Genomic DNA, 21329 nt, shown 5'->3' on the forward strand with positions numbered 1-21329 from the left:
CTTTGGCTGGATCAGCAGTGTCAACACCTAAATATTACAAAACCATTATTGGAGCAAGTATAAAATCAATTGTTGAAGGGAAACTTTCAAATGATAATGCTAGAATTATTAGTGGTAATGTGTTAACTGGAAAAGCGAAAACTTTAAAAGGAAGTTTAGATTTTTACAGTAATATAGTTACTGTAATTCCTGAAGGAGATGACTACGAATTATTTGGATGGTTAAAACCAGTATTTAATAAAATATCTCCTTCAAGAGCTTTTACGTTTTCTTGGTTATCTTCGAAGAAAGAATACGATTTAAATACCAATACCAATGGTGAACATAGAGCTTTTGTAGTTACAGGTAATTATGAAGAAGTTTTTCCGTTAGATATTTTTCCAATGCAAATTCTTAAATCATGTATGTATAAAGATTTAGATGAAATGGAAAAAATGGGAATGTATGAAGTTGCACCTGAAGATTTTGCCTTAACTGAATTTATTTGTGTTTCTAAGCAGCCACATCAACAAATTATTAGAGAAGGTTTAGACTTAATGTTAAAAGAAATAGGATAGAATTATGGGATTAAAAGAGAATTTACATAATATAAGTGAAAAAGTAAAAGGGACAAAGTTACAGACTACGTTTGGTGCTATTCACACCCTTTTTTATACACCTAAAGAAACTACTCATTCAGGTGGTCATATTAGAGCTGTTGATGATTTAAAGCGCACTATGACAATGGTTGTATTGCCTTTAATTCCATTGTTAATATTTGGAATGTTTAATGCTGGTTTTCAGTATAATTCAGCGGTTAACGGGTTTTCTGAAAACTTATCTTTTTTCAGTACGGGTTTTTGGAACTTTGATAATTTTTGGATTGGTTTCTTAAAAGTGATGCCCCTAGTATTAGTCTCTTATGTTGTCGGTTTAGGAATTGAAATTGTTTTTGCCACTATTAATAATCACGAGGTTGAAGAGGGCTATTTTGTCACAGGAATGTTAGTGCCATTAATTGTACCAATTGATACGCCGCTATGGATGTTGACTGTTGCTGTTATTTTTGGAGTAATTATAGGGAAAGAAATTTTTGGAGGAACTGGAATGAATATTCTAAATCCGGCCTTAACAATTAGAGCATTTTTATTCTTCGCCTACCCAACCTGGATGAGTGGAGATAAAGTATGGGTAACTGGTGCTGTTGAACGAGTGAATGAAATTGCAGCAGGCGCGAATTTAGATGCCATATCTGGTGAAACTATTTTAGGAGGCTTAGCGCAAGGTAAACAACTTATATATTCTACTTGGGATATGTTTTATGGTTTTATACCTGGTTCTGTTGGTGAAACATCTACCTTATTAATATTGTTAGGTGGTTTGTATTTACTTTATACCAAAGTTGCAAGTTGGAGAATTATGCTGTCATCAGTTATTGGGGCTTTAGTTATGGGTCTTATTTTTAATGGTGTAGTAAATGCAGGATGGATAACAGAAAGCAGCAAATTTTATTCATTAATGAGTACTGAATTTTGGCATCATTTATTAATTGGCGGTTTAGCATTTGGTATTGTATTTATGGCAACTGATCCTGTAACAGGTTCTCAAACAAACAAAGGAAAATGGTATTACGGTTTCTTTATTGGGTTTATCTCAGTGATGATACGCGTGTTCAATCCTGCATACCCAGAAGGTGTAATGTTGGCAATATTATTAATGAACGTATTTGCACCAACTATTGATCATTATGTGGTTCAAGGAAATGTAAAAAGAAGGTTAAAACGTTTAAAAGCAAAAACAGTATAAGTCATGTCACAAAAAACAGATAGTAATTTATATACAATACTGTTCGCAACCGGAATGGTAATAATAGTTGGAGCCCTATTAGCGTTTTTAGCGTCGTCATTAAAAGATAAAATAGCTGAAAACAAAAGAATTGAAAAACAACAGAATATTTTATACGCAATGGGTATTAACGAAAACGACGAAAGTAGTGTTGAGTTTGTATCTAAAGATATTGTTGGAGAAGAGTTTAATAAATATATAACCAAACAATTAGTAGTAACAGGAACTAATGCTGTTGAAAATGACAAAGCATATTTAATAGATTTAAAAAAGGAATCTACCTTAGCAAAAGACAAAAACTACCAAAGAAGATTGCCGTTATTTGTTGGGAATAAAGATGGTAAAGAATCCTACATTGTTCCAGTAAGAGGAAAAGGTTTATGGGATGCCATTTGGGGTTATATAGCTTTAGACAGTGAATTAGTTATTCAAGGAGTATATTTTGATCACGCAGGTGAAACACCAGGATTAGGATCTAACATAAAAGAACGCTTTTTTATGGATGATTTTATAGGTGAACATATTATGGATGGTGATACATTTAAAGGTGTTGCAGTTTCAAAAAGTAATGCCGATCCGAAAAACCTTGATAAAACAGATAATGAAGTAGATGCAATTTCAGGTTCTACAATTACAGGTGATGGTTTAGCAGCAATGTTGAAGAAAGACTTGAAAATGTATTTACCTTATTTAAAAACAGTAAACCAATAATTTATGGGACTTTTATCAAAAAAAGATTTAAAATTAATTACAGATCCTTTAGCAGATAATAATCCTATTACGATACAAGTATTAGGTATTTGTTCTGCTTTAGCAATTACAGCCGAATTAAAAGCATCTATAGTAATGTCAATTGCCGTGCTTTTTGTAATGGGGTTAGGAAATTTAACCATTTCATTAATGCGAAATATAATTCCACCAAAAATTAGAATTATTGTACAGCTTATTGTTGTTGCTACATTAGTAATTATTGTTGATTTAGTGTTAAAAGCATTTGCTTATGAACTAAGTAAAACATTATCTGTATTTGTGGGATTGATTATTACCAATTGTATTATAATGGGACGTTTTGAAGCATTTGCGTTAGCAAATGGACCTTTTAGATCTTTCATAGACGGTATTGGTAATGCATTAGGATATGCTGTAATTCTTATTATAGTAGGATTTTTTAGAGAATTGTTAGGGTCTGGAACTTTATTAGGGTTTAAAGTTTTAGGTGATCCTATTGAGAAAACAGGTGTGTATGCTTTCGGTTACGAGAACAACGGATTTATGTTGTTAGCACCAATGGCATTGATTACTGTAGGAATTATTATTTGGGTGCAACGCTCAAGAAATACATCATTAATAGAAGATAACTAGAATATGGAACATATAGAATTATTTTTTAAGTCAATATTTGTAGATAATATGGTATTTGCAACATTCCTTGGAATGTGCTCTTACCTTGCTGTATCTAAAAAAGTTTCTACTGCAGTTGGTTTAGGAGCAGCCGTTATATTTGTAATGGCAATTACCGTTCCATTAAACTGGTTGTTAGATCAATATATTTTACAAGAAGGAGCCTTAAAATGGCTTGGTGAAGAATACGCAACGTACGATTTAAGTTTTCTTTCATTTATTATGTTCATTGCAACTATTGCAACAATGGTACAATTAGTAGAAATTATTGTAGAAAAATTTGCTCCTGCACTGTACAACTCTTTAGGTATATTTTTACCTTTAATTGCGGTAAACTGTGCTATTTTAGGAGGATCGTTATTTATGCAATCAAGAGAAATTGCCTCTCTGGATTTAGCATTTAATTACGGTATTAGTTCAGGTATAGGATTCTTTTTAGCAATTCTAACAATTGCTGCAATTCGTGAAAAAATTAGATATTCTAATGTGCCTGCGCCGCTTAGAGGTTTAGGAATTACATTTATTATAACAGGTTTAATGGCTATTGGGTTTATGAGTTTTGGAGGAATGTTAACTGGAGGAGATGTAGAGGAAATTACAGAAGAAACTACAATAGTTTCTACTCCTACTGAAAATAACACCATTGAAGTAAGTAAAGAAGAGACTATTAAGTTAGCCAATAACGAAAAAGAAATTATAGAGTAATGATGATATTAGCAGCAAATACCCTAGGTACAATTGTAGCAACTGTAATCGCGTTTTTAGTTTTAACACTATTATTAGTTGCTCTATTATTATATGTAAAACAAAAATTATCACCTTCAGGTCCGGTCAAAATCACAATAAATGGAGAAAAAGAAATAGAAGTAGCTTCAGGAAGCACATTGCTTACAACTTTAGGGAATGCCAAAATATTTTTACCGTCAGCTTGTGGTGGTGGAGGTACTTGTATTCAGTGTGAATGTCACGTAAATTCTGGAGGAGGAGAAGCATTACCTACTGAAACTCCACATTTTACTAGAAAGGAATTACTTAATGGAGTACGCTTGGCTTGTCAGGTAAAAGTGAAACAAGATATGGATATCTCAATTCCAGAAGAAGTTTTTGGGATTAAAAAATGGGAAGCAACTGTTGTAAGAAATTATAATGTGGCATCTTTCATTAAGGAATTTGTGGTAGAAATACCAGAAGATATGGGATATAAAGCAGGTGGGTATATACAAATTGAAATTCCTGAATGTGAAGTTGATTTTAAAGATATGGATATCACGGCTCATCCTGAAGAACATGAAACTCCGGATAAATTTCAAGTTGAATGGGATAAATTTGGTTTGTGGGATTTGAAAATGAAAAATACTGAATTGGTAGAACGTGCGTACTCAATGGCCTCTTATCCTGCTGAAGGAAGAGAGATTATGTTAAATGTTCGTATTGCTACTCCGCCCTGGGATAGAGCTAAAAACGGATGGATGTCTGTTAATCCAGGGATTGCTTCATCTTATATTTTTTCACGTAAAAAAGGAGATAAAGTTACTATTTCTGGTCCTTATGGTGAGTTCTTTATAAATGAATCTGATGCTGAGATGTTATATGTTGGTGGTGGAGCAGGTATGGCACCAATGCGATCTCACTTATACCATTTATTTAAAACATTAAAAACGGGTAGAAAGGTTACCTATTGGTATGGCGGTAGATCTAAGCGTGAATTGTTCTATTTAAAACATTTCTATGAATTAGAAAAAGAGTTTTCAAACTTTAAGTTTTACTTAGTATTATCTGAGCCTGCACCTGAAGACAATTGGGTGAATAAAAAGGATGCGGATGACCCTAATGGAGATGGTTTTACAGGGTTTGTTCATCAATCGGTAATTGATGAGTACTTATCTAAACACGAATCTCCTGAAGACTTAGAATTGTATTTCTGTGGACCTCCATTAATGAACCAAGCTGTTCAAAAAATGGGTGAAGATTTTGGTTTAGCAGATGAGAATATTAGATTTGATGATTTTGGAGGATAATCCAATATTTCAATAAATAAACATAAAAATCCGATACCTTTGTATCGGATTTTTTTAATTAAATATATGAGTAAACCACTTACAGACCAGCAACTTCATAATTTAGCAATGAATATTGTTGGAAAAGATTTAACAGCTAAGGGTTATGAGTTTATTGCTGTAAATAGCAAATTAAAAAAGCATCCCCAATTTGTGTGTATTGATAAAAGAAACCAGCGATATTTCGTGATTGTAAAATCATCAATTATCACTGGATTACCAATTCCATATGATGTTATATGGATGGAAACATTTAAAAAGCACGCCGAGGCGCAAAACGCAAAAATTTTATTTGCAGGTGTTGGTTTAGGAAATGTTAAAAATAAATTAGTACCACCTAATTTAAACGAAGAATATTTATTGCAATACGATGGACTTCAATCTTTAGACATTGAATTAAATTAAAAACCACGCCTTTGGCGTGGTTTTTAATTTATATAATAAATAGAAATTATACTATTACTATTCTACCTTATTTTCTAATAAATCAAAGAATTGCTCTAATTTAGGCATTAAAACTATTCTAGTTCTTCTATTTCTAGCTCTACCTTCAACGGTATCGTTACTTTCTAACGGCTTATACTCACTTCTTCCTGCAGCAACTAATCTTGCAGGGTCAATATTGAAATCATTTTGTAATACCCTAATAACAGAAGTAGAACGTTTTACACTTAAGTCCCAGTTGTCTTTAATACTAGCATTGCTTATCACCTTTTTATTATCAGTGTAACCTTCAACCATTACTTCTAAATCTGGCTGTGCTGCTATCACCTCAGCAACTTTACCTAACACATCTTTCGCATTATTTGAGATGGTAGAACTTCCACTTTTAAATAATAATTTATCAGCAATAGAAATATATACCACAGTTTTTTCTACATCAACTTGGATATCTTCATCATGAAAGCCATCTTTTAAAACTTTTTTCAATTTAAACCCTAAAGCAATATTTATTGAATCTTTTCGCGTAATTGCTTTTTGGATATAAGTGATATATTCATCTTTTTTACCCATTTGAGCCAACGTTTCTTTAATATTATCTGACGCTGATTTAGACAATACCGTTAAATTATCAACGTATTCAAGTGTTTTTTCTTTATCTTTTCTTAAATCAATCACTTGTTGCTCTAATGAAGATATTTTTCCTTCGTTTTCGATTCTACATTTCATTAAATCAGCCTTAGTATCAACTAATTCCTGACTTTTTTTATTAAAACTTCCTTCTAGCTCGGTATATTTTTTTTGTGATACACAAGAGCTCAACATAATTGATCCTCCAATAATAAATACAAGTATTTTTTTCATAATTTATAATTAATTTAGTTGTAACAAAGTTAAAAAAAAGAAGTTTAGAATTTGCCTTTTTCTTTTATTTTATGAAGAATTTAAGAATTTTAAAATGATATCTTTGTAAAGTAAGTTTAATAGAATCCTAAAAAAAATGAAAAATCTGCTTTATATCTTTTTAGTTGTATTACTTTTTTCGTGTCAAACTCAGCAGAAAGAGTTAAAAGTAATTAGTGGAAATGCAATTGGAACTACTTTTTCAATTAAGTATTTAACACATGATGAGATTGATTTTCAACCAAAAATAGACTCTTTAATAGACGCCGTAAATGCATCGGTGTCTACCTATATTCCAACGTCAGATATTTCTCTCATAAATAAGGGAGATACAAGTATTGTTGTTGATCATTTTTTTGAAGAAGTTTATTTTAAATCAGAACGAATTTATAAAGAAACTGATGGGGAGTTTGACCCTACCGTTGGAGTTTTGGTTAATGCTTGGGGGTTTGGACCAGAAAAAGGTTTGAACAATTTAGATTCTGTGCAGGTGAAAGAGCTTTTAACTTATGTTGGTTTTAACAAAGTAAAACTTGAAAACCACAAAATAATTAAATTATATCCTGAAATATATTTTGATTTTAACGCCATTGCTAAAGGCTATTTAGTTGATATTGTTGGAAGGTTATTTGAATACTATAATATTGAAAATTATTTAGTTGAAATTGGTGGTGAAATTAGAGCAAAAGGAGTTAATCAAAAGGGAGAATTTTGGCGAATAGGAATTGAAAATCCTAATGAAGATGGAACTCGCTCATTTGCCACGGCTATTCAATTAAAAAATGAATCTATGGCCACTTCAGGAAATTATAGAAAATTCAGAATTACTGATTCTGGTGAGAAATTTGTGCACACAATTAATACTAAAACAGGATATGCTACAGAAAGCAATTTGTTGAGTGCATCGGTTATTACAGCATTTGATTGTGCTGATGCCGATGGTTATGCTACAGCATTAATGGCCATGGGATTAGAGAAATCAAAACAATTTTTAAAAAATCATCCTGAATTAAAAGCTTATTTAATTTATGTAAATGAGAATCTCGAAATTCAAACATATAAATCAGATAACTTTAAAGATTAGACAAGTTTTATCCTTTTACAGATTCTTACCAATTTTGTTTAATTTAAATCGCCAAGATTTATTTTTTAGGAGTAAAATGAAGTTCATTTTATAAATTCAAGAGTTGTTCTAAATTATTATATTACTTTAGAGAATTCTTATAATAAGACCTTATAGAATATATTAACAATCATATTATCATATTTCAATGTCAACAAATAAAAATGCTAAAGTAAGTGACAAAAATAGCACACTAATTCCAATCACAATTATTGCCGGGCTTTTTTTTATTTTCGGATTTGTAACTTGGATAAATGGAGCGCTAATCCCATTTATGAAAACCATTAATGAATTAACTGATGCACAATCTTATTTAGTTGCATCAGCTTCTTATATTTCTTTTGTAGTCATGGCACTACCGGCGTCCTCTATTATTAATAAAATTGGTTATAGAAAGGGAATGTCGTTAGGCTTAATTGTAATGGCACTAGGAGCTTTAGTTTTTATTCCTGCAGCTGAAGCAAGAACTTATTGGATATTTTTAGCTGGTATATTTATTCAAGGTATGGGAATGACCTTATTACAAACAGCATCTAACCCATATATTACGATACTTGGCCCAATAGAAAGTGCAGCTAAACGAATTGCGATTATGGGAATAGCAAATAAAGTTGCGGGAGCTCTTGGTTCTCTTATTTTTGGAGCTATTTTATTATCAGGTATTGATGAAATTAAGGATAAATTAAGTACAGTTTCAGCAGAAGAAAAAGGACAATTATTAAACACTATGGCAGATAGTGTTGTAACACCTTATATTGTTATGGCTGCTGTACTATTTGCGTTAGGAATTTTAATCAGAAAAGCTCCTTTGCCTCATGTGGAGGCAGAACCAATCGATGAACCAAAAGATGGTAAAACAACAAAAACTAGTATTTTTCAATTTCCTCATTTGTGGTTAGGAGTATTAACACTATTTGTATATGTTGGGGTTGAAGTAATTGCAGGAGACACTATTATTGCTTATGGAATTTCGTTAGGTTTTCCAGCTACTGACGCTAAATTTTTTACAACATTAACGTTAATGGCAATGGTTGTAACTTATGCGTTAGGTGTATTTTTAATTCCGAAATATATTAGTCAGACTTTTGCTTTAAAAGTAAGTGCAATTTTAGGAGTGGTTTTTACCTTTTTAATTGTGTTTACTTCTGGCTTTACTTCCGTATTATTTGTTGCAGCCTTAGGTATTGCAAATGCACTTGTTTGGCCAGCAGTTTGGCCTTTGACATTAAAAGGACTAGGGAAATTTACGAAGACAGCGTCGGCATTATTAATTATGGCAATAGCTGGAGGTGCAATTATACCTCCTTTATATGGAAGTTTTGTAGATGGAAATAAAGCAAAGTTAATTGCTGAAGGAATGAATGAATCTTTAGCATCTGCGGAGGCATCTACAGCGGGTTACTGGATTTTGCTACCTTGTTATCTAATAATTTTGTACTATGCAATCTCAGGCCATAAATTAGGTTTGAAAAAATAATCAGTAATTAGCTTTTAGGTTATGGAAACAAAAAGATTGATGTCTTTAGATGTTCTTAGAGGTTTAACTATTGCATTAATGATTATGGTGAACACTCCAGGAAGTTGGACATATGTCTATGCACCTTTGCGCCATGCAAAATGGCACGGTTGTACACCAACCGATTTAGTTTTTCCATTTTTCTTGTTTATTGTTGGCACTTCTATGTGGTACTCTTTTAAAAAGTATGGAGAAGGACTTACAAAAAGCGGAATTTTAAAAGTGCTAAAAAGAGTTTTAATTATTTTTTTATTAGGGTTGTTCTTAAATGCTTTTCCAAAATTCAATTTTGAAAATTTACGATTTTTTGGTGTACTGCAGCGAATTTCTTTAGCTTATGGAATAGCGGCTATTTTGGCTATGCAATTTAACTATAAGAAACTGTTAGTTATTGTAGTAGCAATTTTATTGGGTTATTGGTGTTTACTTTATTTTGGAGGTACGAATGATGTGTATTCTTTAGAATTTAATATTGGTAGAAAAGTTGATTTATTTTTGTTTGGAGAGCAACATATGTACAAGGGTTTTGGTTTGCCATTTGACCCTGAAGGATTGTTGTCAACAATTCCCTCTGTGGCTACGGTTTTAATAGGGTACTTTACGGGTAGGTTAATAGAGCAGAGTAGCTCGACGATTGGTGCTATAAAAAAAATGTTAATTGCAGGAATTGTTATTGCTGTTATTGGTTGGTTTTGGAGTTATAGTCTTCCATTCAATAAACCGTTATGGACAAGTTCGTATGTGCTATATACTGCCGGATTAGCCATGTTATTTTTAGCGCTATTATTATGGATTATTGATGAAAAGCAACAAAAAAAATGGGCTCAACCATTTATTCATTTTGGTACAAACCCTTTATTTATTTTTCTATTTTCTATTTTGTATGTGAAAGTACTTATTTATTTAGTGAAAATATCAAACACAAATGGTGAAATTATAAATGGATATAGCTATCTATATAAGAGTGTTTTTGTCCCTATTGCCGGAAATATGAATGGATCCTTATTATTTGCGGTAAGTCATATTATTGTTTTTTGGCTATTGACCTATGCACTTTTTAAAAAGAAAATATTTATAAAAATATAGACCAAAAAAAACCTCACAATATGTGAGGTTTTTTAATAATTTATGTAGTATAATTATACTAAAGAAACTCTTTTAAAGCCACTAACAGTTACATCGTCTCCAAGAGATTTAACATACTCAGCAACATTTATTTTTTCATCTTTGATAAAATTTTGATCAAGCAAGCATAACTCGTGATCTAAAGTTGTATTATCAGAAATAAAACGTTCTAATTTTCCAGGTAGAATTCTATCCCAAATTGCCTCAGGTTTTCCTTCAGCTTTTAATTCTTCTTTTAATTTCTCTTTAGTTTGCTCAATAACTTCATCAGTTAATTGAGATCTTGAAATAAAAGTAGGAATATTTTTTAGTGTTTTTCCTAATCTACCAAGCTCAATATTATCTTTTTCAATTACCGCAATTCTAGCTTCAGTTTCTGAAGCCACAAAAGCAGGGTCAAAATCTTTATAAGATAATGTAGTAGCTCCCATTGCTGCAACTTGCATAGAAACATCTTTAGCAACAACATCAGAACCTTCAACATTTGAAGATAAAGCTGTTAAACTTGCAATTTTATTTCCAACGTGGATATATGAACCAACAAAAGCACCAGAAATTGTTTCAAAACCACCAATTTCTAATTTTTCACCAATAACTCCTGTTTGCTCAATTAATTTTTCAGCAACCGTCATTCCTCCAAAATCTGCATTTAAGAAGTCTTCTTTTGTGTCGTGGTTAAGTGCAATTGCTGCAAATTCTGTGGCTAGGGCAACAAATGCATCATTTTTAGCAACAAAATCAGTTTCACAGTTTAATGAAATAATAGCACCTTTGGTGTTGTCACTATTAACTTTAGCGATAGCAGCACCTTCTGTGGTGTCTCTATCTGCTCTTTTTGCTGCTACTTTTTGTCCTTTTTTACGTAAAATATCAACTGCTTTGTCAAAATCACCTTCTGCTTCAACAAGCGCATTTTTACAGTCCATCATACCAGCTCCGGTAGACTTTCTTAACTTATTTACATCTTGAGCTGTAATTTTTGTCATTTTTATTATTATTTATTGTTGAATTTTTTAATTCAACTATGATACATTATTTCTTTTTTTCTTCAACTTTAGCTGCAGGTTTCGCTGCAGGTTTCGCTTGCGCTTTCTCTTCAGTTGCTTTTTCTTTACCAGCTTTTCTTTCAGCCAATCCTTCAGCAATATCATCAATAATAAAACCTAAAACTTTATTGATAGACTTTGAAGCGTCATCATTTGATGGTATTACATAATCAATTCCTCTTGGGTCTGAATTTGTATCAACCATCGCAAAGATTGGAATATTTAATTTTTTAGCTTCAGCAATAGCAATGTGCTCTTTTTTTACATCAACTACAAAAATAGCACCTGGTAAACGTGTCATGTCAGTAATAGAACCTAAGTTTTTTTCTAATTTTTCACGTTGACGATTGATTTGTAATTTTTCTCTTTTTGATAAAGCATCAAAAGATCCATCTTGTTTCATTCTATCAATTACAGCCATTTTTTTAACGGCTTTTCTAATAGTAATAAAGTTAGTTAACATACCACCTGGCCATCTTTCAGTGATGTAAGGCATGTTTACACTTTTAGATTTGTCTGAAATAATTTCTTTTGCTTGTTTTTTTGTAGCTACAAAAAGAACTTTTCTACCTGAAGTTGCAATTTTTCTTAAAGCTTCAGAAGCTTCTAATATTTTTGCTGAAGTTTTGTAAAGGTCAATAATATGAACACCATTACGTTCTCCATAAATATAAGGAGCCATGTTAGGATCCCATTTTCTAGTTAGGTGACCAAAATGCACACCTGCATCTAATAATTCTTGAATTTCAATATTTGCCATTTGTTTTTTGTTTACGTTCCGTTGAGTTAGCAATAGGTAAGTAGCGATAAATCGATCTTACCTATTTGGATGCTAAACGTTTACAGTCATTGACTGATCAACAACAACTTTGTTTTAATTTTAATTTCAATGAACCACCAACTAAATTGGTGAAACAATTCAATAAAACGATTAACGTTTTGAGAATTGGAATTTTTTTCTTGCTTTCTTTTGTCCAAATTTCTTACGTTCAACCATTCTTGGGTCTCTTGTAAGTAATCCTTCTGGTTTAAGAATTGCTCTATTTTCTGGATCTAGTTCTACTAATACTCTAGAAATTGCTAAACGAATCGCTTCAGCTTGTCCAGTAATACCACCTCCAAATACATTTACTTTAATATCAAAAGCTTCAGCATTATCAGTTAAATTTAATGCTTGCATCACTTTATATTGTAAATGTGACGTAGTAAAGTAGTTTTTAAAGTCCTTTTTATTTACAGTAATGTTTCCTTTTCCTTCAGAAACATAAACACGGGCTACAGCCGTTTTTCTTCTACCTATTTTATGTATTGTATCCATTATTTAAGATCGTTAAGGTTAATAGCTTTTGGTGTTTGAGCTTCTTGTTGATGTTCAGTACCTGCATACACATATAAATTTCTGTATAAAGCACTTCCTAATTTGTTTTTAGGTAACATCCCTTTTACTGCTTTTTCAACAAGACGTGTTGGGTCTTTTTGAAACATTTCAGATGCAGTTAATGATCTTTGTCCTCCTGGATAACCTGTATGACGAATATAAGATTTGTCAGTCCACTTTTTACCAGTTAAATTAATTTTCTCTGCGTTGATAACCACTACATTGTCTCCACAATCTACATGAGGAGTGTAATTTGGTTTGTATTTACCTCTAATTAGCATAGCTATTTTAGAAGCTAGACGACCCAACGTTTGACCGTCTGCATCAACTAATACCCATTCTTTAGTAACGGTATTTTTGTTTGCTGATACTGTTTTGTAACTTAATGTATTCACAATTAAATTCTTTGTTATAGTTAAACATTCTTTTTTGCTCCCTAAAAAGGGAGTGCAAATGTACAAACTATTTTGCAGATAACAAATAGAGATTTATTTATTTTATGGGTGTGTTTTTTTGGTGTTTTATTTAAATTAGTAATTTTGGAATGATTTGTAAAAATAACTAAGTTTGATTATCTATTTTTATCTCCCGTTTTTGTAACAATTTTAAATTAATGAAGTCTTTATAGTTAGATACAATATTTTATGGCCAAACTAAATATTAAAGGATTACTTCTAATCTTTATTATTACAATACATTTTTCAACACAAGCGCAAGAATTGCAAACTAAAGTTCCGCTAAGAACATATACTACTAAAGCTATTAACAATAAGTCAATTACAATTGATGGATTATTAAATGATGATAATTGGGAAACTATTGACTGGGCTTCAGATTTTATTGAAAACGATCCTGATGAAAATACACCACCTACTTTTCAAACAAAATTTAAAATTCTTTACGATACTAAATTTTTATACGTAGCAATTCGTTCATTAGATGATGATCCTAGTAAAATTGAAAAGAGATTGTCCAGAAGAGATGGATTTCAAGGAGATAGGGCTACTCTAAATATTGACAGTTATCATGACAAGCGAACAGGATTTTCTTTTACAATTACAGCAGCTGGTGTAAAAGGTGATGAGTTTATTTCGCAAAATGGAAATAATTGGGATGAAAGTTGGAACCCTATTTGGTATGCAGCTACTAATATTGATAATGAAGGTTGGACTGCTGAACTAAAAATACCATTTAGTCAATTAAAATTTGGTGAGAGTAAGGAGCAAATTTGGGGGCTACAAGTAGTACGTCAATTATTTAGAAAAGATGAGCGTTCTGTTTGGCAGCGTGTACCTATTGATGCACCGGGCTGGGTAAGTGAATTTGGTATTTTAAGAGGCTTGTATAATATTCAACCTCAAAAACAATTAGAAATACAGCCATTTGTGGTTACTCAGTTTGACACTTACCCTTCTGAAACAGGAAATCCTTTTAGAGATGGAAACGATTTTAAATTAAATGGAGGGCTTGATGCTAAAATTGGAATTACAAACGATTTAACGTTGGATTTAACAATTAATCCTGATTTTGGTCAAGTAGAAGCAGACCCAGGCGCTATTGCTTTAGATGGCTTTCAAATATTTTTTCAAGAACAACGTCCTTTTTTTGTTGAAAACAAAAACATATTTGATTTTAGGTTTGCAGATAATTCAGACAATTTATTTTATAGCAGAAGAATTGGTGGGAGTCCAAAAGGTGGTGTAAATTTAGCAGAAGGAGAATATGTTGATGTTCCTAAAAATACAACCATTTTAGGTGCGGCTAAGTTTTCTGGAAAAACTAAAAGTGGTTGGTCTTTAGGTTTGTTAGAGAGTGTGACTGGAAATATGTTTGCTGAAATAGATAACAATGGGGAAAGAAGAGAAGAAATAGTTGAACCTTTAACTAATTTTTTAATTGGAAGAGCACAAAAAGATTTTAACGATAATAATTCTTTTATAGGTGCTATTTTTACTGCTACTAATAGAAATTTAGATGGTAATTTTAATTTTTTAACTAGTGCCGCTTATACTGGAGGAATTGATTTTAAACATAATTGGAGAAATAGAAATTATTTTTTGGAAGGTAACATTGTTGCGAGTAAAGTTGTTGGGAGCAAAGAGTCAATTTTAAATTTACAAGAATCGTTAACGCATTTATTTCAAAGAGTAGATGCCGATCACGTGGAGGTAGATTTTAATAAAACATCCTTGACTGGAACAGGAGGTAAATTTGCTATAGGTAAAGCTGGTGGTGGAAATTGGCGTTATAATGCAGGTGCTGTTTGGCGTTCTCCTGAACTAGAGTTAAATGATGTTGGATTCTTAAGGCAAGCCGATGAAATTCGTCAGTTTTCAGAAGTACAATATCTGTTTTTAAAACCAACCAAGTTATTCAGAAGGAGTCAAATAAATTTTAATCAGTTATCAACTTATGATTTTGATGGAAATTATAATAGAGTTCAATATGATATTCAAGGAAATATCAATTTCCTGAATAACTGGTGGGCAGAATCTGGTTATGGCCATAAACCACGAATTTACATCAATACGTTTTTACGAGGTGGGCCTAGATGGCGTTTTTCAGAAGAGAATTATCGGTTTTTATTTTTTGGATCAGATCAGCGTAAAAAATTTAATTTTACATTGGGGTATATAAAGAGTGTTGCAAAACAAGATAATTTCACATTAGACCGTTATGTTTTTAGAATGAATTATCAACCTATAAATGCGTTAAGTTTATCTTTAAATACTGAATTTGAGAAAAACCCAAATAAAACGCAATACGTAACTCAACAAGATTTTAACGGTACAACACGCTATATTTTAGGGAATATTGATCAACAAACATGGAATGCTTCTGTAAGAATAAATTATAGTATCAACCCTAACTTATCAATTCAATATTATGGACAGCCTTTTATTTCTAGAGGACAATACAATGAGTTTAATTTTGTAAATAATCCAATAGCAAAAGATTTAAATGAGAGAGTCAATTGGTATAGTGAAAATCAAATTTCAAATAATAGCAATGTGTATTCTATTGATGAAAATACCGATGGTACGATTGATTATAGTTTCTATAATCCGGACTTCTCCTTTGTTCAATTTCGTTCAAATTTAGTTTTGCGATGGGAATATATTCCAGGGTCAGAAATTTTTGCAGTTTGGTCTCAAGGAGTTACAGGTTTTGGAGATCCTAAAGAAACTTTAAGAAATAGTTTAAACGCTGAAATTATTAAGAAACAACCGAATAATACCTTCTTAATAAAAGCTACTTACAGGTTTTTGTAATTGATTTTAATGCGCTTCCAACCAATTTTGTCCTTCTCCTAAATCAACAGTAAGTGGTACAGAAAGTTCAAAAGCTTCTTCCATTTCTTTGATAATTAAAGGTTTTAAAGTCTTTAATTCATCATTGTACATATCAAAAACCAGTTCATCATGAACTTGTAACAGCATTTTAGATTTATAGTTACCGTCAAGTAGCAGTTTATTAATTTTAATCATTGCTATTTTAATAATGTCGGCTGCACTTCCTTGAATAGGTGCATTTACGGCATTTCTTTCATCAGCAGAACGCACCATAGCGTTTTGGGAATTGATGTTTTTTAAATAGCGGCGTCTACCTAAAATTGTTTCAACATAACCATTTTCTCGAGCAATAGCTATTTGATTAGCAATGAAGTTCTTTAAGGTTGGAAATGTTTTGTAATAATTGTCAATTAACTCTTTGGCTTCAGATCTAGATTTATTTAATTGTTGCGCTAATGTAAAAGCACCTTGCCCATAAATAATTCCAAAATTTACTGCTTTGGCGTCGCCACGCTGCTCTCTAGTGACTTGCTCCAATGGCACATTAAAAACTTTTGCAGCGGTTGCAGCGTGAATATCTTCACCTCTATTAAATGAGGTTATCATGCTTTCATCATTACTTAATGCTGCGATAATACGAAGTTCAATTTGAGAATAATCGGCAGCTACTAATGTGTATTCTTCGTTTCTTGGAACAAAAGCCTTTCTCACTTGTCGTCCACGTTCAGTTCTAATAGGTATATTTTGAAGGTTTGGATTGTTAGAACTCAATCTTCCAGTAGCTGCAACAGCCTGACTATAAGTTGTATGTATTCGTCCTGTTTTTTTATTTATTTCGTTTGGCAGCGCATCTACATATGTGTTTTTTAATTTTACCAAACCACGCCATTCCAAAATTTCACGAACTATTTTATGTTCAGGGGCTAATTTTGATAAAATTTCTTCACCAGTTGCATATTGCCCCGTTTTTGTTTTTTTAGGTTTGTCTACTAATTTTAAATGATCAAATAGCACATCTCCTAACTGTTTTGGCGATGCTAAATTAAATTCTACAGCAGCTTCTTTGTATATTGTTTTTTCTAATTGTTGAATGTCCTCAGTTAATTTTTGAGATAATGAGTTTAAAAATTCAGCATCCATTCTAATACCCTCTAATTCCATTGATGCTAGTACTTTTAACAATGGAATTTCAATTTCATTATATAGTTTTGTAAGGTTATTTTTTTCTAATTCTTCTTTAAAAATTCCTTTTAATTGAAAGGTTATGTCAGCTATTTCAACAACATAATCTGTTTGTTTTTTTAAGTCAATCGTATGGAGTGAAAGTTGGTTTTTTCCCGTTTTTCCAATCACAGAAAATAAATTTATAGGCTTATAATTTAAATATGTTTCAGAAAGTACATTCAAATCGTGGCGCATATCTGGGTGCAACAAATAATGTGCTAAGGTGGTATCAAATAAAATTCCTTTTACTTGAATAGCATAATTGTTTAGTATTTTAATCGCTTGTTTAATGTCAAATCCTATTTTTTCAATCTGTTCGTTTTCAAAGAAAGAACGAAATTCTTCTAAAACAGCTTGATAATTATCTTGAGAAAGTGGAATATAATATCCTTTGCCTTTTTCATAGCAGAAAGAAATACCCACTAAATTACTTTCAAATGCGTTTGTTCCAACTGTTTCAATATGAAAACTAACAGTTTGCTGCGTTTCTAATTTTTTTATAAATAGTTTTCGTGAAAGGGGTGTATCTAGATATTGATAAAAGTGATTGGTATGTTCAGTTGATTGAAATCCAGAAGTTAGTTCTTGGGTTGAAGCGCTTTCGTTTGGAGCTGAAAATAAATCGAATTGCTGTGATGATGTATTTTGTGTTGGAGCACTAGCATTTAAGCTCTCTTTATTTTGAGAAGTTTCACCATTTTCAGGATGATGTTTAAAAATTTTAGGTAAACTTTCGGCAATTCTTCTAAATTCTAGTTCTTTAAATAATTCATTTGCTTTTTCTAAATCAGGATGATTTAATAAGTAATCTTTTTCGTTAAAAGTAACAGGACAATCTAATAGGATGGTCGCTAATTGTTTAGATAAAAGACCTAATTCTTTATTGGCTTCCACTTTTTCTTTCATTTTACCTTTTAACTCGTGGGTGTTTACTAGTAAGTTTTCCATACTTCCGTATTCTTTTAAAAACTTTTTAGCAGTTTTATCACCAACTCCTGGTAAACCTGGGATATTATCTACCGCATCACCCATCATTCCTAAATAATCAATCACTTGTACTGGGTTTTCAACTTCAAATTTAGCTTGCACTTCTGGAATTCCCCAAATTTCAATTCCATTTCCCATTCGTGATGGTTTGTACATAAAAATATTTTCAGAAACCAATTGTGCAAAATCTTTATCAGGAGTCACCATATACGTTTTAAACCCTTCTTTTTCAGCTTGTTTAGAAAGTGTTCCAATTAAGTCATCAGCTTCAAATCCTTCCTTTTCTATAATTGGAATGTGCATAGCTTTCAGGATTTTTTGAATATAGGGAACCGCAATTTTAATCGCTTCTGGAGTTTCTTGTCGGTTCGACTTGTATTCAGGAAAAGCCTCTGAACGTATGTGAGAACCTCCTTTGTCAAAAGCTACCGCCAAATGATCAGGGTTTTCACGTTTTATGACGTCTAATAAGGAGTTTGTAAATCCCAAAATGGCTGAAGTATCCATTCCCTTTGAATTAATTCTTGGATTTTTTATAAGTGCATAATACCCGCGAAAAATTAAAGCGTAAGCATCTAAAAGAAAAAGACGTTTTTGTGACATAACAAATTAGTATATTATTGTTTGTTAGAGAATTAAATTTATTCCATTTATTTGTTTTATGACGAATATCATAGAATAAATCGAACCATTTGTTTAAATTTGATTTTATTAACTAATAAATTAATTAGCCTTGAAACAAAAATACATCTCTTTTTTGTGTTTCTATTTCATTAGTGTAACAGCCATATTTTCTCAAATAGTTAATGATGGAACTTTACAAATAAAACCTTCAACAATTGTTTATTTTGGGGAACAATATACAAATAATGCAACTCATAACAATGATGGTAATTTACATTTAAATGGTAATTTTATAAATAATGGATTAACAACTTCAAATGAGGGAACTACTTCTTTTGTAAGTTCAAGTATTCAAAATATACAAGGAAGTTCAAATGAAGTAAATTTTTATAATTTAGAAATCAATAATTCATCAGTAGGTGTTTCTGTAGTTGATAATTTTGGACTATTTGTAGAAAATACAGTAACATTAACTTTAGGTGATTTACGATTAGTAAATGAAGCACAATTAATTCAAACTAATAATGTTTCGAATTCTGGAGCTGGAAAATTATTAAGAGATCAACAAGGAATATCAACAACAACAGGTTATAATTATTGGGGATCTCCAGTAAATAGTGGAGGTACTTTTTCTTTAGCTACAGGTTTGTTTGATGGGACTGATGCTACTACAAATTCATTTAGCCCTTCTGCTATAACGTTTACAGGGGCGTTGGACGGTAGTACGTCATCTCCAATTACAATAAGTAATATGTGGTTGTACACGTTTCCAACAACTGGTGGGTGGAATAAAATTGATCAAAATTCTGCCATCAACCCCGGGCAAGGTTTTTCTATGAAAGGAACTGGTGGAGCCAATCAAAATTATGTTTTTAAAGGAACACCTAATAATGGTAATTATTCGTTTACCATTGCAGCAGGGCAAAATTTATTAATAGGAAATCCATATCCTTCAGCAATAGATTCTTATCAGCTTATTGATGACAATATTAGTGTATTTGATCAAATTTCTTTTTGGGTAGATGGAGGATCTAATTCACATTATACCTCCGATTATTTAGGGGGATATGCAGTTGGTAATAAAACAGGAGGTGTTGCGGCTTCAGTTATTGCTGCAATTGATGGGTTAGGAAGTGCATCTGGAGTTCTTCCAGAGCGATATATTGCCATTGGGCAAGGTTTTTTTGTAGAAGCAACAGGGGGTGGCACTTCAGTAAATTTTAACAATGCACAACGAGTTTTTGTAACTGAAGGTTCAGGGGTTTCAGATTTTTATAAAACTACTAGTTCCAAAACAATAGAAGATATAAACAGTTACATACGAATTGGGTATGAAGATCCAGAAGGTTTTCATAGACAGTTATTACTAGGATTTTTACCGAATTCAACAGCAGATACATCTTACAATAGAGGTTACGATGCGCTTATGTCTGGTCCAAGAGAAGATGAGCTCTTTTATATAATTGACAACGATCTTGAAAAAAAATATGTGATACAAGGAGTAGGAGAGTTTAATGATGATTATGAATTTCCTTTAGGATTAATTATTGCAGAAGAAGGTGTGCATACTATTATGTTAGATGCCCTTGAAAATTTTGACCATAAAGTATATATTAAAGATGTTGTTTTAAATACTGTATATGATGTAACCGATTCTAATTTTATACCAAATTTACCAGCGGGTGAATATTTAGATCGATTTAAATTAGTTTTCAAACCGAAAGAACAAATTACTGAGGAGGAACTTGATGTTTTCACAAGTATTCAAGTGTACTATAATAAAAATAATAGTGTTATTATTAACAAACCAAACGACTTAACAGTAAAAAACGTATTTATTTATAATTTATTAGGTCAGCAATTGGTAAAAGCTTCTAAAAGTGGTTTAGATGAATACCAAATTTCAATTCCTTTTGAATTCAAAAAAGGAATGTACTTAGTGTTAGTTGAATCTGAAGAAGGAAATAAAACATTTAAAATAGTGAATTGAAAAAATGAATAAACTTTATTTAGTGTTAGTTAAATTTGAATAAAGGAAAAGATTAAAATAATTATTAAAAAAATAGAATAATGAAAAATATAAATTATAAACATACTATTTTACTTATAGTAGCAGTGTTTTTTATAAGCATAAATGCAATGGGTCAAGTAGGTATAGGTACAACTACGCCTGAAACGTCTTCTATGTTAGAGGTAAAATCTACTACCAAAGGAATGCTAATTCCAAGAATGACAACAGCACAACGCATTGCTATTTCAAGCCCTGCAACAGGATTATTGGTATTTGATTTAACCACAGAAACATTTTGGTTTTACACTACCGCTTGGGAAGAGTTAGTAGCTGGGAGTAGTGGTGGCAATGAATTGGTAGATGCCGATGGTGATAC

Annotated in this window: 17 protein-coding genes and 2 pseudogenes; 13 read left to right on the forward strand and 6 right to left on the reverse strand. The window is 31.6% G+C overall.

From position 1 onward, the window contains the following. The 7 genes and pseudogenes from HKP59_RS11090 to HKP59_RS11120 all read left to right on the forward strand — a co-directional run. Positions 1 to 557 (forward strand): annotated as a pseudogene (locus HKP59_RS11090) (NADH:ubiquinone reductase (Na(+)-transporting) subunit A); the annotation flags it as partial. A 4-nt stretch (positions 558 to 561) separates the two neighbouring features. Then, positions 562 to 1785 carry an NADH:ubiquinone reductase (Na(+)-transporting) subunit B gene (locus HKP59_RS11095; protein ID WP_291806819.1) on the forward strand — a complete coding sequence of 408 codons (1224 nt, stop codon included), beginning with the start codon at positions 562 to 564 and terminating at the stop codon, positions 1783 to 1785. Positions 1786 to 1788: 3 nt separating this feature from the next. Continuing rightward, positions 1789 to 2535, forward strand: coding sequence for a Na(+)-translocating NADH-quinone reductase subunit C (locus HKP59_RS11100; protein WP_291806822.1), 747 nt, complete (start codon positions 1789 to 1791; stop codon positions 2533 to 2535). A gap of 3 nt (positions 2536 to 2538) precedes the next feature. After that, positions 2539 to 3186 (forward strand): NADH:ubiquinone reductase (Na(+)-transporting) subunit D, encoded by a 648-nt coding sequence (locus HKP59_RS11105; RefSeq protein ID WP_291806825.1) that lies wholly within the window; start codon positions 2539 to 2541, stop codon positions 3184 to 3186. Positions 3187 to 3189: 3 nt separating this feature from the next. After that, positions 3190 to 3930, forward strand: coding sequence for an NADH:ubiquinone reductase (Na(+)-transporting) subunit E (gene nqrE / locus HKP59_RS11110; RefSeq protein WP_291806828.1), 741 nt, complete (start codon positions 3190 to 3192; stop codon positions 3928 to 3930). A gap of 2 nt (positions 3931 to 3932) precedes the next feature. Continuing rightward, entirely contained in the window at positions 3933 to 5243 is a 1311-nt protein-coding gene (gene nqrF / locus HKP59_RS11115; protein WP_291806858.1) for an NADH:ubiquinone reductase (Na(+)-transporting) subunit F, read from the forward strand. 66 nt (positions 5244 to 5309) lie between these two features. After that, complete coding sequence (locus HKP59_RS11120; RefSeq protein WP_291806831.1) at positions 5310 to 5687, forward strand: Na(+)-translocating NADH-quinone reductase subunit F; 378 nt, start codon at positions 5310 to 5312, stop codon at positions 5685 to 5687. Between the two features lie 57 nt (positions 5688 to 5744). On the opposite strand, the gene HKP59_RS11125 is transcribed toward HKP59_RS11120, so the two are convergent. Next, positions 5745 to 6587 (reverse strand): OmpA family protein, encoded by an 843-nt coding sequence (locus tag HKP59_RS11125; RefSeq protein WP_291806833.1) that lies wholly within the window; start codon positions 6585 to 6587, stop codon positions 5745 to 5747. A gap of 136 nt (positions 6588 to 6723) precedes the next feature. Here HKP59_RS11125 and HKP59_RS11130 point away from each other — a divergent pair, with 136 nt between their 5' ends. The 3 genes from HKP59_RS11130 to HKP59_RS11140 all read left to right on the forward strand — a co-directional run bounded on the left by HKP59_RS11130 (position 6724) and on the right by HKP59_RS11140 (position 10351). After that, positions 6724 to 7710: an FAD:protein FMN transferase gene (locus HKP59_RS11130; protein ID WP_291806836.1), complete on the forward strand. Its 987-nt coding sequence runs from the start codon at positions 6724 to 6726 to the stop codon at positions 7708 to 7710. A gap of 187 nt (positions 7711 to 7897) precedes the next feature. After that, the gene (locus HKP59_RS11135) at positions 7898 to 9226 is read left to right on the forward strand and encodes a sugar MFS transporter (RefSeq protein WP_291806837.1); all 1329 of its coding nucleotides are present in this window, start codon (positions 7898 to 7900) and stop codon (positions 9224 to 9226) included. A 21-nt stretch (positions 9227 to 9247) separates the two neighbouring features. Then, positions 9248 to 10351, forward strand: a complete 1104-nt coding sequence (locus HKP59_RS11140; protein WP_291806839.1) for a DUF5009 domain-containing protein — start codon at positions 9248 to 9250, stop codon at positions 10349 to 10351. 53 nt (positions 10352 to 10404) lie between these two features. Here HKP59_RS11140 and tsf read toward each other — a convergent pair whose 3' ends face one another. From tsf to rplM, 4 genes are all read right to left on the reverse strand, one after another. Continuing rightward, entirely contained in the window at positions 10405 to 11376 is a 972-nt protein-coding gene (gene tsf, locus HKP59_RS11145; RefSeq protein ID WP_291806841.1) for a translation elongation factor Ts, read from the reverse strand. 46 nt (positions 11377 to 11422) lie between these two features. Continuing rightward, the gene (gene rpsB, locus HKP59_RS11150; RefSeq protein ID WP_291806843.1) at positions 11423 to 12196 is read right to left on the reverse strand and encodes a 30S ribosomal protein S2; all 774 of its coding nucleotides are present in this window, start codon (positions 12194 to 12196) and stop codon (positions 11423 to 11425) included. A 171-nt stretch (positions 12197 to 12367) separates the two neighbouring features. Continuing rightward, complete coding sequence (gene rpsI, locus HKP59_RS11155; protein ID WP_291806845.1) at positions 12368 to 12754, reverse strand: 30S ribosomal protein S9; 387 nt, start codon at positions 12752 to 12754, stop codon at positions 12368 to 12370. After that, positions 12754 to 13209 (reverse strand): 50S ribosomal protein L13, encoded by a 456-nt coding sequence (gene rplM, locus HKP59_RS11160; RefSeq protein ID WP_291806847.1) that lies wholly within the window; start codon positions 13207 to 13209, stop codon positions 12754 to 12756. Before rplM ends, rpsI begins: the two co-directional genes overlap by 1 nt. A gap of 249 nt (positions 13210 to 13458) precedes the next feature. Between rplM and HKP59_RS11165 the strand changes: the two genes are divergently transcribed. Continuing rightward, positions 13459 to 16086, forward strand: coding sequence for a DUF5916 domain-containing protein (locus tag HKP59_RS11165; RefSeq protein ID WP_291806852.1), 2628 nt, complete (start codon positions 13459 to 13461; stop codon positions 16084 to 16086). 6 nt (positions 16087 to 16092) lie between these two features. On the opposite strand, the gene polA is transcribed toward HKP59_RS11165, so the two are convergent. Continuing rightward, the gene (gene polA / locus HKP59_RS11170) at positions 16093 to 18921 is read right to left on the reverse strand and encodes a DNA polymerase I (RefSeq protein WP_291806854.1); all 2829 of its coding nucleotides are present in this window, start codon (positions 18919 to 18921) and stop codon (positions 16093 to 16095) included. A 130-nt stretch (positions 18922 to 19051) separates the two neighbouring features. Between polA and HKP59_RS11175 the strand changes: the two genes are divergently transcribed. Then, positions 19052 to 20932 carry a T9SS type A sorting domain-containing protein gene (locus HKP59_RS11175; protein ID WP_291806856.1) on the forward strand — a complete coding sequence of 627 codons (1881 nt, stop codon included), beginning with the start codon at positions 19052 to 19054 and terminating at the stop codon, positions 20930 to 20932. Positions 20933 to 21012: 80 nt separating this feature from the next. Beyond that, positions 21013 to 21329 (forward strand): annotated as a pseudogene (locus HKP59_RS11180) (hypothetical protein); the annotation flags it as partial.

Origin of the sequence: Lutibacter sp. (genome assembly GCF_013041805.1) — a bacterium.
GTDB lineage: Bacteria > Bacteroidota > Bacteroidia > Flavobacteriales > Flavobacteriaceae > Lutibacter.